Origin of the sequence: Bacillus sp. FSL M8-0049 (assembly GCF_038593355.1) — a bacterium.
GTDB lineage: Bacteria > Bacillota > Bacilli > Bacillales > Bacillaceae > Bacillus > Bacillus safensis.
The window spans coordinates 2,541,207-2,552,754 of record NZ_CP151986.1; the positions used below are offsets into that span (position 1 = coordinate 2,541,207).

12 protein-coding genes and 1 other annotated feature are annotated in these 11,548 nt (G+C 42.9%); all 12 genes read right to left on the minus strand.

What is annotated here, in order from left to right; all coding sequences use genetic code 11:
* Positions 1–73 precede the first annotated feature (73 nt).
* Positions 74–2,014, minus strand: a complete 1,941-nt coding sequence (gene thrS, locus NSU13_RS13115; RefSeq protein ID WP_024426134.1) for a threonine--tRNA ligase — start codon at positions 2,012–2,014, stop codon at positions 74–76.
* Positions 2,015–2,059: 45 nt separating this feature from the next.
* Positions 2,060–2,307 (minus strand) — a binding site (T-box leader).
* A gap of 43 nt (positions 2,308–2,350) precedes the next feature.
* The gene (gene ytxC, locus NSU13_RS13120) at positions 2,351–3,220 is read right to left on the minus strand and encodes a putative sporulation protein YtxC (RefSeq protein WP_046312028.1); all 870 of its coding nucleotides are present in this window, start codon (positions 3,218–3,220) and stop codon (positions 2,351–2,353) included.
* A gap of 60 nt (positions 3,221–3,280) precedes the next feature.
* Positions 3,281–3,919, minus strand: a complete 639-nt coding sequence (locus NSU13_RS13125) for a TVP38/TMEM64 family protein (RefSeq protein ID WP_046312323.1) — start codon at positions 3,917–3,919, stop codon at positions 3,281–3,283.
* Positions 3,920–3,952: 33 nt separating this feature from the next.
* Positions 3,953–4,882 carry a primosomal protein DnaI gene (gene dnaI, locus NSU13_RS13130; RefSeq protein WP_024425710.1) on the minus strand — a complete coding sequence of 310 codons (930 nt, stop codon included), beginning with the start codon at positions 4,880–4,882 and terminating at the stop codon, positions 3,953–3,955.
* Between the two features lie 16 nt (positions 4,883–4,898).
* Positions 4,899–6,323, minus strand: coding sequence for a replication initiation and membrane attachment family protein (locus NSU13_RS13135; RefSeq protein ID WP_252050512.1), 1,425 nt, complete (start codon positions 6,321–6,323; stop codon positions 4,899–4,901).
* Between the two features lie 101 nt (positions 6,324–6,424).
* Positions 6,425–6,883 (minus strand): transcriptional regulator NrdR, encoded by a 459-nt coding sequence (nrdR, locus tag NSU13_RS13140; RefSeq protein ID WP_003216720.1) that lies wholly within the window; start codon positions 6,881–6,883, stop codon positions 6,425–6,427.
* A gap of 4 nt (positions 6,884–6,887) precedes the next feature.
* On the minus strand, positions 6,888–7,274 hold the full coding sequence (locus tag NSU13_RS13145; RefSeq protein ID WP_034279668.1) for a hypothetical protein: 387 nt from the start codon (positions 7,272–7,274) through the stop codon (positions 6,888–6,890).
* A gap of 184 nt (positions 7,275–7,458) precedes the next feature.
* The gene (gene speD, locus NSU13_RS13150; RefSeq protein WP_003216492.1) at positions 7,459–7,839 is read right to left on the minus strand and encodes an adenosylmethionine decarboxylase; all 381 of its coding nucleotides are present in this window, start codon (positions 7,837–7,839) and stop codon (positions 7,459–7,461) included.
* Between the two features lie 235 nt (positions 7,840–8,074).
* Positions 8,075–9,097, minus strand: coding sequence for a glyceraldehyde-3-phosphate dehydrogenase (locus tag NSU13_RS13155; protein ID WP_024425707.1), 1,023 nt, complete (start codon positions 9,095–9,097; stop codon positions 8,075–8,077).
* 172 nt (positions 9,098–9,269) lie between these two features.
* On the minus strand, positions 9,270–9,875 hold the full coding sequence (gene coaE, locus NSU13_RS13160; protein WP_034279663.1) for a dephospho-CoA kinase: 606 nt from the start codon (positions 9,873–9,875) through the stop codon (positions 9,270–9,272).
* Between the two features lie 13 nt (positions 9,876–9,888).
* The gene (gene ytaF, locus NSU13_RS13165; protein WP_034279660.1) at positions 9,889–10,521 is read right to left on the minus strand and encodes a sporulation membrane protein YtaF; all 633 of its coding nucleotides are present in this window, start codon (positions 10,519–10,521) and stop codon (positions 9,889–9,891) included.
* Between the two features lie 174 nt (positions 10,522–10,695).
* Positions 10,696–11,529, minus strand: coding sequence for a DNA-formamidopyrimidine glycosylase (gene mutM, locus NSU13_RS13170; protein ID WP_342489552.1), 834 nt, complete (start codon positions 11,527–11,529; stop codon positions 10,696–10,698).
* Positions 11,530–11,548: the final 19 nt, after the last annotated feature.

The following is an 11,548-nucleotide window of genomic DNA, read 5'->3' on the forward strand; positions in this document are numbered from 1 at the left end:
ATTGGATCACTAGTGGAGGTGTTCTCCAAAAAGAAAAAGCCAGTGATCTAAAGAGAATCACTGGCTGTGCTTATTATTTCTTTGCTTCTGCTACTGCATGTTTCACAAAGGCTTCAAGATCCATTGTTTCTGAATCTTGTTCCCCGTACTTTCTTACATTGACAGCGCCATTTTCTGCTTCTTGATCTCCGACGACAAGCATGTACGGAATCTTTTGCATTTGCGCTTCTCTAATTTTGTACCCAATTTTTTCATCGCGGCTGTCAAGTTCTACACGAAGGCCTTCAAGCTGCAAACGTTCTTGTACTTTTTTCGCATAGTCTAAATGAACAGACGGTGAAACTGGGATGACTTGGAATTGTACAGGTGCCAGCCATGTTGGAAGGGCTCCTTTGTATTCTTCAATTAAGAAGGCAACGAAACGTTCCATTGTAGAAACAACGCCTCTATGAATCACGACTGGACGATGGTGCTTTCCATCTTCTCCGATATATGTGAGATCAAAGCGTTCTGGAAGTAAGAAATCAAGCTGTACAGTGGATAATGTCTCTTCTTTTCCAAGAGCTGTCTTCACTTGTACATCAAGCTTCGGCCCATAAAATGCCGCTTCGCCTTCTGCTTCATAGTAGTCGTGACCAAGCTCGTCCATTGCATCCTTCAGCATCGATTGTGCTTTATTCCACATCGCATCGTCATCGAAATACTTCTCAGTATCTTCCGGATCACGGTAAGATAAGCGGAATGTGTAGTCATTCAAGCCAAAGTCTTGATACACTTCTTCAATTAAGCGAACTGTACGGATGAACTCGTCTTTAATTTGATCTGGACGAACAAAGATGTGTGCATCGTTTAATGTCATACCGCGAACACGCTGAAGGCCGGATAAGGCACCTGACATTTCATAGCGGTGCATTGTACCAAGCTCTGCAATACGAATTGGCAATTCGCGATAGCTGTGCGGCTCGTTTTTGTAAATCATCATATGGTGCGGACAGTTCATCGGACGAAGAACAAGATCTTCGTTGTCCATTTCCATTACTGGGAACATGTCTTCTTGATAATGCGCCCAGTGTCCTGATGTTTTATACAATTCAACACTTGCAAGAACTGGTGTGTACACATGTTCATAGCCAAGACGCACTTCTTTATCGACAATGTAACGCTCAATGACGCGGCGGATTGTAGCACCTTTTGGCAGCCAAAGCGGAAGTCCTTGACCAACCTTTTGGGAATTCGCAAACAGTTTCAGCTCTTTTCCAAGCTTACGGTGATCGCGTTCTTTCGCTTCTTCCAGCAGACGTAAGTGCTCATTTAAATCTTCTTTGCTGAAGAAAGCTGTTCCGTAAATACGCTGAAGCATTTGGTTGTTACTGTCGCCTCTCCAGTATGCACCGGCAAGGCTTAACAGTTTAAACTCTTTGATTTTTCCTGTAGACGGCAAATGAATCCCGCGGCAGAGGTCAAAGAATTCCCCCTGCTCATAAATCGTCACAGCTTCACCTTCTGGAATCGCCTCTAACAGTTCAAGCTTTAATTCATCACCAATCGCTTCAAAGCGCTTTTTCGCTTCTTCTCTTGATACTTCAATTCGCTCAATTGGCAGATTGCTGTTAATGATTTTCTTCATTTCTTTTTCAATCTTTGGTAAGTCTTCAGGTGTGATGGCAACATCGATGTCCACATCGTAGTAGAAGCCATTTTCGATGACAGGACCTACGCCAAACTGAACGTGATGCTCTTTTCCATACAGGCGTTTGATCGCCTGCGCTAGCAAATGTGCTGTGCTGTGGCGCATAATGTCGAGTGCTTCTTCACTTTTATCTGTGATGATCTCGATTGTCCCACTTTCTAATAGCGGCGTACGCAGATCTATTTCTTTACCGTTCAATTTACCGGCAAGTGCTTTTTTCTTTAGGCCCGGGCTAATTGATGCCGCGATGTCTTCTGTTGTAGCTGTTTTGTCAAACTCCTTGACTGCTCCATCTGGAAATGTAAGTTGAATTTGTTCTGACATCTCTGGTCACTCCTTTTTTTGGCAATATAAAAACCCCGCCCCCTGGAAAGGGACGAGGTTGAATAAACGGAATCGTGGTTCCACCCTTTTTCCCGTACTTGCAGCTTGCTTTTTCATAAGCAAATACGGCTTGTGTTTCGATAACGGGAATTCCCGTCAGCCATTACTAAAATGTTCACAGCTGATGTTCAAAGGTGGTAAAGCAAATGGTCCTCTGCTAGGAAGCTTTCAGCCGCGGCTTCCCTCTCTTTAAGCGGGTGTTCATTTGTTCATGTCCTTATCAATACGGTCTCTGTATGAAGTTACACCGTATTATAAAACGTTTTTTCGTGAAAATCAAGAAAGCTTTTCACTTTTCTTTTCGAAATGGTCATGTACAAATTGAACATTCTGCTCTTGGAATGAATGAGACGGGAACACCTCGACCCTTTCTTGAAAAATATTTTGAATGGTTTGCACCATCGAGTGACCTGTATCATTTGTAAACAGGTCAATTTTTTGCGGTGCAATGGAGACAAGCGGTGCAATCAGCTGCGAATCAATATACATTGGATGCTCTCTTACAAACTGTCTGTCTATGTATTGTTTTTGATCACGCTCAGAAGCGTAGCGAAATTCCCAAATCACCAGGCGGTCCTGATGCACAACATGTACTTTTTCGAGCCTAGGCTCTCTTGCCATCACATAGTCTCGAAGCGATTGAATGAAGTTTTGATACTCTTGCTCCATTTTGTATTCTTCAATGGACACTTCAACATAGTTCTTCAGCCTTCGGTCATACTCTGACAGCCTAAATGTCATAAATGAACCAATTGAAAAAACACCTTGCTGTAAAGAAATCGCCTCAAGCTCCTTTTTTAAAAGGGCTTCTCTTGACGGGTCTTGCTGAATGCCGGGAATATCATCTAAGTCCCCATTCATGATACTGTGTGCGATGGAAAGAATTTGGTGCTGCTCTTCGGGATCTTTAAACAAATAGGTGTTTTCAAGGATGCTGCGCATGCGCTCATTTTCTTTGCATTCCAAAAAAAAGTGAACCAATAATGGCCGCACAATGTGCTCAAGTGCTTCTTCGGATTCCTTCGCCTCTATGAGAAGCCGGTCTTTCCCTTGTTGAATTGACATGTGATGCCGACTGTCTAAGTGTTCAGCAAGATGTAAAAAAGCGGCGGTATCATATTCATCTTCAAAGATTATTTCAAGCATGTTTGTCCCCCCTAACGACATCTGTTACATATATATGGGGGGAACATAAAAAATAGACGCCTAAAATAAATCAGGCATCTTTCTTTTTAAAATGAGTGGAACAGAGATAAAGATCAAATAAATCAAACAAACAACCGCTAAGGCGGCATAATTGCCGCTGACAAAGCTTGAGCCAAGAACATTTAACGCAATTGTACCCGGTATTAAGCCTAAAAAGGTGGCTGTCACAAATGCACGATAATTTGCACGTGAAGCAGCTGCCGCATAGCTGACAAAATCAAAATGAATCGGTGCAATACGCAATAACAAAATATAAAGAAATCCATGCTCCTGAATACGGGACGTCACCGCTTTCAGCTTCCGGCTGTTTGATTCCGTTTCCTTCTTTTTTGCTCGAAAGGTTGAAGCAATCATGAAGGAGCCTGTTGCCCCGGCTGTCGCTCCAATGAGGGCATAAATCGTCCCAAGGACACTGCCGAATGCCAAACCCGCCGCCAGCGAAAAGACCGTAATCGGGACGAGAACAAACGGGCGGAAAAGAGATAAGAAAAGAAAAACAAAGGGAGCCAGCATTCCAAATTGAAGCACCCAATTCTTCACATCTTTCGGCGCCAGCTGAAGATGCTGTTTATTCAGCCACCACAGCGCAGCAGCAAGAATGCCAATCACAAGAAAAAGCAGCCATTTTCTTTTGTTCATTTCATTTGCTCCTCCTTCAGGTGACATACGCTTTTATAAATGACGGCGGTTTTCTCCTTCGAGCAAGACAGGCTCTGCTAAATAGAGAATCCGTTCCATTAAACGAGCGGCTTTGACCTCTTCTTTTTCCCCCCGCTGTGAGTACGTAAAGTGATGCTTTAGCTCATTTGGTGAGAAATTAGAAGAGAAAAATGTCGGCAGCTGTTCTGCCATACGGTATTGTAAGATCGTACCGAGCAGTTCATCCCGCACCCAGCTTGTCATCGATTCTGCCCCAATATCATCAAGCATTAAAATAGGAGTGGATTTAACCATATTCAGCTTTTCTTCTAGCGTATGATCAGCTAATGAATTTTTTAACTCTCTTACAAATTCAGGAACGTAAACAAGGAGAGATGGGTATTCTTTTTCCGCTAGCTGCTGCGCAATAGCTGCTAGTATATACGTTTTTCCTACTCCAAACTTTCCGTGTAAATACAAGCCTTTTCCTTTTCCAGTCTCATCATAGCTTTGGAGGAATTGACCTACTTTTTGAATGACCTCTTGTCTTCCCACAACGTTCAGATCAGCGAACGTCGCTTGAAGGACATTTTGCGGAATATACATGCTTTTCATCAGCTCTTGCTGTTTTTTCTGTCTATCGAGCCGCAGCTTGACTGGACAAGGTGAATATTCAATATCAATACTCTGACCTTTGATCACAAGCTTCGGGTGATACCCATCTAAAATGGCATTGACGTTTTCGTCATCTAAGCAGTAAGAGCAGCCCTTCGACTGCTGCACATATTCAAAGAGCCGGTTCAAGCTGCGATTGATCATGTCTTCATGTATCTCTTCTTGATGCTTCTGTAAAAATGCCTTCACATCTTCATCAGACAACACACTTTCTTTAATCTGATTGTATCTCACGCGAAAATCTACTCGTCCTTTTAGCTGTTCAAATGAACGACCGATCGGTTTCATCCCAACTCACCTCACCTTAATGTGCATTGTACTTTTTCATATTTTTAAACTGATCTAACAGTTTTTCTTTTTCTCGTTCAAGGTCTTCTGTAGACAGATTGTCCGTTTGCTCTTTTGCCGGCTGTTCTTTTGTTTCGGTTTCTTTCATCCAGTCAGGCAATTTCTCTTCCCGGACGACTTTTCCTGAACCATATGGGCTGCGCTGCTTTTTCTGCTGCGCCCACTCTGTCATTTGTCTGTTCTCTTCTTTGGCAATTTTCATGGCCGCAGCAACGGTTTTGATTTTCTTTCTCACCCAATGAGCGGCGATTTTTTGCATATATGCTTTCGACAGCTTCATATCTGTTTTGAGTAATGTATAGTAAATGAGAACATTCATGACACCTGGCTCTAGCTGCTGCTCGAGCATGATATCTTCGACAATTCTTAAGTCGGCATATGTTGGCTCAATACCATCCGCCATGTCTTTTAGCAGCTCCCTAGGCGAAATATGATCCAGCTTTTCAATCAATTTTGCATCTGGAGTATCTGCCGCCTGCGTCTTTGAAGCATCTTGGCGCAAGTGTCTTGGCTGTTTTTGATCAATCAGCTTTGGCTGTTCGCCTCTGTATTCAATTTGGTACCAGTCTCTTGCTGCTTTTCTCAGCTCTTCTGTTGAGATCATTTGATCCGAACCGCATGCACCTGCTACAATATTTTGCATTTGAAGCGGGGTGATTCCGTATACAACAGCTAACTTCTTAATTGTTTCTTTTACCTGCTTTGTCAAAGCCTTTCTTGGAATCATCATGTCAGACATACCGGCTAATAATAGATCGAAATCAAAGGATTCGTCCGAGAGCGGTGCCGGCTGACTCGATCCAACGGTCACATATTCATAGCCTTGATCAAGCGATGACGCCTGATGAATTTCTTCTGTCATCTTGCGCTCGCCTGGCTGCAATACGTGAAACACTTCTTCAAACGACCGTGAAATATTCTTTGCTTCTGCAGGAACACCCGGATAAGAGAAATAATCACGCAGCTGCATATATTTTGCTTTCTCTACACGATGGTACAGCAGGACATTCAGCATACCATCTTGGAAAAACTCATCTGGTCTTAGCGGTGGTACAAGCTCATATGTAAACAGTCTGCCTTCTTCCGTTTCCTGTTCATATGTGCGGAGTAAGCCGATCGCTTCAAGCTTTAAACGTTCCTCAAAAATATCATTTAAATTCGTTTGCAGCATGACCATGAGCTGCCGATGAGGTGCAGGTTTCCCCCACATACGATTTTGTTCCAGCTCTCCCCACAGCGTCATGTATAAGCTGAAAGCGGACATGCCAATAAGCGGCTGATATAAAAGAGTGATGAGCTGTCTATCGATGTCACCGAGCAATGAAGCGCTTTTGACGACATACGGATCGACGGCTAGCACTTCCTTCCAATGCTCTGTCATATGCTGATCCTCCCCATGAATTGCGATTGTTTCCATTGTACACTCTTTTTGCGTTTTACGCTTTACGCAGGAAAAAGAGCATGAAGAATCTCCAGCTCTTTTTAGCGTTCTTTCTTTAATAGGTCTTTTAATTCATCAATAAAGACATTGATGTCTTTAAACTGCCGGTAAACCGAGGCAAACCTGACGTAAGACACTTCATCAATTTTCGCCAGCTCGTCCATGACCATTTCACCTACAAGCTCGCTTTTCACTTCTGACATGCCTTGATTGCGCAGTTCTTTTTCAATATTAAAGCAGACATCCTCCAGCTGCTTTAAAGCGACAGGACGCTTTTCACACGCTTTGATGAGTCCTCTCAGCATTTTTTCGCGGCTGAATTCTTCTCGAATCCCTTCTTTTTTCACCACAATCAGCGGTAATTCTTCTAATTTTTCAAACGTCGTAAAGCGATATTGGCAGCTTTCGCACTCTCTTCTACGACGGATGGATTTCCCTTCATCTACTGGTCTTGAATCAAGCACCCTTGTGCCAAGGTGCTGACATGTGGGACATTTCATTTCATCAGCTCCGATCTATTCTTGGAAGTTGTTTGTCTAGTTCATCATAAAGGGACAGAACGGTCTTTTGACTATAGCCGAAATCTGTTGGCAGGGCCGTTTCTGTTGTTACATTAAAATCGACAGCTGTTTCAAAAGGACGAATTGAAATGACAGTCGCCACGAGAAAGGCTTTTTTCGGCAATCGTATGTTTGCGCTGATTTCACCTCGTTCTGCTGAAACAGATGTCACTTGATAAGAATCGCTTCGGGAAAGAATGGTTTCCACCGCTTGAAAAACTTGTGTATTCGTCGATTTGTAGTAATGGCTTTTCAGTTCTGACACTGGATGCTCGTCAGATGTTTCTGTATGGTTTGACATGAACCGTTTAAACTTTTGTCTTAAAGTCATACACGTATCCCCTTTGCCATAATGCCTCTTTCTTTATTTTATAAAAAAAACCTTTGTTTTCCTAGAACAAAAGTATAGACAAGCTGGGGAATGTTGGATTTTTTATCAAAAAAAATATAAAAAGGAGCATAACACAAAGGCATTCAATGCTTTTGGCCAGCTCCCATTGCAATCTTTTTTATGTTTACAGTGCTTTGGCTTGTGCCTGTTTTACTTGTACAGGTCCCATGCCTCGAGGAATTTCGATGTTTTCTCTTGTTTCAGCACCTAATTCATCTCCGATATGATCTGCTGCAATATTCGGATCTAGGTCACCGCAAGTATAAACATCTATGCTCGCATAACCATGTTCAGGAAAGCTGTGAATTGTCAGATGAGATTCAGAAATAATGACAACTCCACTTACTCCTTGAGGTGCAAATTTGTGAAAAGCAACCTCTCTTACCTCAGCTCCTGATTTCAAAGCTGCATTTACAAACGTTTTTTCAATAAAATCCATGTCGTTCAGTTTATCACAGTCGCATCCCCATAGCTCGGAGATAACGTGACGTCCGATTGTTTCCATCATGGACCCCCCTTTAAACAAGAATGAAAGAGTGAAGTTCTAAGCAGCCGGACCGGACATATACCACGGGGGAAAGTTAGTCCTAAGAGGTCCTAACCCTTTAAGTATACCCGAATGAGTCTGCGAACAAGAAGTTCACGAAAAATAGTATACTTTGTTTAGACCCATTTTGCAAGCTGTGTTTTTAGTGGGATTTTCTCTCATTTCTTGAAAAGGGACGATCGTCTTCTTCATTTCAAACAGCAGACAGCTCTTTCATCTGTGCGCCGACAAACTTTACAAGGTCAACCACTCGGCATGAATAACCCCATTCATTGTCATACCATGCAAGAACTTTCACTTTTCTCCCTTCCATTACCATCGTTGTCAGTCCATCAACGACTGCTGAATAAGGGTTTGTGTTAAAGTCCGTAGAGACAAGCGGCTCATCTGTGTAATCTAAAATACCGGCAAGAGATGTTTTAGATGCATTCGAGAAGGCTGCATTGACTTCTTCTGCTGTGACATCTTTTTTCAAGTCAACGACAAGATCAACCATCGACACATTGGAAACTGGTACGCGGAGTGCAAGTCCGTGTAATTTCCCTTTCATGTGCGGAAGCACTAAAGAAAGCGCTTTAGCGGCACCCGTCGTAGTTGGAATAATGGACTGAGCACATGCTCTTGCCCGGCGCAGATCCTTATGCGGGTTATCGATATTTTTTTGATCATTTGTATAAGCATGAACCGTTGTCATTAAACCATTGTCGATGCCAAATTCATCATCTAACAGTTTCACAACTGGTGCTAAACAGTTTGTTGTACAAGATGCGTTTGAAATAATGACGTGCTTTTCAGGATCAAGATCATCCTCATTGACACCCATCACAATCGTAATGTCTTCATTTTTACCTGGAGCTGTTAGAACGACTTTTTTCGCTCCGGCATCTATATGGCCCATCGCTTGATCTTTTGAATTAAATTTACCTGTTGCTTCAATGACGATATCAATCCCAAGCTCTCCCCATGGAAGCTGCTTCGGGTCTCTATTATTAAGCAAAAGAACTCTTTTGCCATTCACAATCAAGGCGTCATCTTCTGCTGTCACATCACATTCGTAACGTCCATGATTTGTATCATATTTAATTAAATGTGCTAGCGTTTCGGCAGGATAGCTTGCGTTCACCGCTACAATTTGAATTTGATCATCAAGCATTGCTTTTCTGAAGACCATGCGTCCAATTCTGCCAAACCCATTGATCGCTGCTTTTACCTTCATGAACAGGTCACTCCTCTATTATGTGTTATACTCAATAAATTTATTTATGAAATTAGTATATCACATTAGAATGTAATTGCCAGTATATAAACGTATATTTTCTAAAAAGGGCTGTTCTTTTCAAAGGAAATCAGAATAAAGCATAAAAAAAGAAGAGTACGTGTATGTACTCTTACTTATCTGTATGTTCCCATTCATTTAATATGTTCTGCAATTGCTTTCTAATAAACGCGAGATCTTGTGTGTTCTCTATCACGCGGTCTGCTTTTTTACATTTCTCCTCAAGAGGCTGCTGAGAGTGAATACGATTCAGCGCTTCTTCCTCGCTGAGGTCATTTCGATTCATGAGCCGCGACAGCTGCAATTCGGGCGTTGTATACACCACAATGATGCGGTCGACGAGACTTTCCAGCTGACTTTCAAATAAAAGCGGGATATCGAGGACAACGAAGGTTTCCTTCTGACTAACCCCTTCATCTCTCTGTTTGAGCATTTCTTTTCTCACTTCAGGATGAACAATCGCATTCAGCTGCTTTCTTTTCTCTTCATCAGAAAAAATGACGGCTCCAAGCTGCTGCCGGTTCAGCTCCCCATTTGGCAGGAGAACATCCTCACCAAAGGTTTGAACGATTTGTTGAAGAGCTGGTGTTCCTTTGGCAACTGCTTCTTTTGCAATGACATCTGCGTCCACGACCCGGATGCCCTGCTCTTTTATCATTTGCGAGACGGTGCTTTTTCCACTAGCAATCCCGCCTGTTAATCCAATGACAAGCGTCAATTGATTTCCTCCTTTACAGCTTCCACACCCCAATTAAAATGAGCAGGAGCCCTGGTAAGCATGCAAGTTTATCGATCCAGCGCCAATTGGCCAAGTAATGACCGGAACGGAGCCCGATACACACAAAAAGTGAGCTCATCACGGCCACAGTGATACTCATGACAATTGGAGAAAAGCCTAGAATCGCAGCGCCAATCCCTGCGCCAAATGCATCAATGGATAAAGCAATCCCAAGAAGCACCGCTTCTATTCCATTGATCGTCCCAGAACGGTCAATATCTGCACTTGTCGGCTTTCGCAAAATTTGAATGACAAGACCAAGCGATTGCACTTCCACATTGAGCAATGTCTTTTCATGAAGGAGCAAATCACGCTCTTTCGCTGGTTTGTAAAATTGATAAAGGACCCAAAGTCCAATGGCGATTAAAATGCCTCCACCAAGTTTATCTGTCACTGAGACAGGGAGGAATGTCGTCAGCAGGCTGCCAATCAGCATGGAAATGAGCAGCACAATCCCTGAACAGCACGCAATAATGACAATCGCTTTAAATGGAATCTTCATTTTACGAAGTCCATACGTAAATCCTACAGAAAAGCTGTCAATGCTGACTGCAATAGCTAAAAACAGGAGCGAAATCGAAATCATACCTGAACTCTTCCTTTCTGTTCATGCAACGATGATCAAGAGTCTCTAGGCGTCCTTAGACTCTTCTTCACTATATGAAGAGCAGGTGGGCTGTGTGTCAGTCTACACCTTGCTGAAAAATGAATGTTTTTTATCGTATGCACAGCAAAAAGGAAGCATGCTGATGGCTGATTTTTATTGAGGACGCTTTTGGCAGGTCACACAAAAATGAGTGCCGCGCCCTCCGACTACTGTTTTCTCAATGATGCTTCCGCATGTTTGACAAGGCTCTCCCCGCCGGTCATACACAAGAAGCTGCAGCTGAAATGTTCCAATATCACCTTGTGAATTGATATATGAGCGAATCGTGCTTCCTCCTGCATCTACCGCTACTTGAAGTGTATCGATAATATGCCTGTGAAGCACTTTGCACGATTCAAGGCTGAGCTGATTCGCTTTTGTTTCTGGATGAATGCCTGCTTTAAACAAAACCTCATCTACATAAATATTACCTAGTCCCACGACAATCTTTTGATCAAGCAGCGCTGTTTTGACCACACGGGAAGTTTTTTCCAATTGCTCCCATAAATATTCCGGAGTGAATTGATCATCAAAAGGCTCATACCCCAGCTGCGAGAGCGGGAGTTCCTTTTCTTCTTCACCCGGATGAAATAAATGCATCGTGCCAAATTTACGCACATCATGATACCGAAGCTCAGTACCGTCTGTAAATGTAAAGACGACGTGTACATGTTTATCGTATGGCTCATGCGCTTCATGTACACGGTATTTCCCTTCCATCCTTAAATGGGAGACCATCACGTAGTGGTCTAAATGAAAGAGCAGGAACTTTCCTCTTCTTTCAATGGTTTGTATCGTTTCTCCTACCATCCTTCTTGCGAACTCTTCCGGCTCCCCAGGACGTTTGATGATATTTGGCCATTTGATATCGACCGTTTCAATCGTCTTTCCTTCGACTAACCGCTTGAGTGTGCGCCGGACGGTTTCAACTTCTGGTAATTCCGGCATGCTCCCCGCTCCTTTTTCT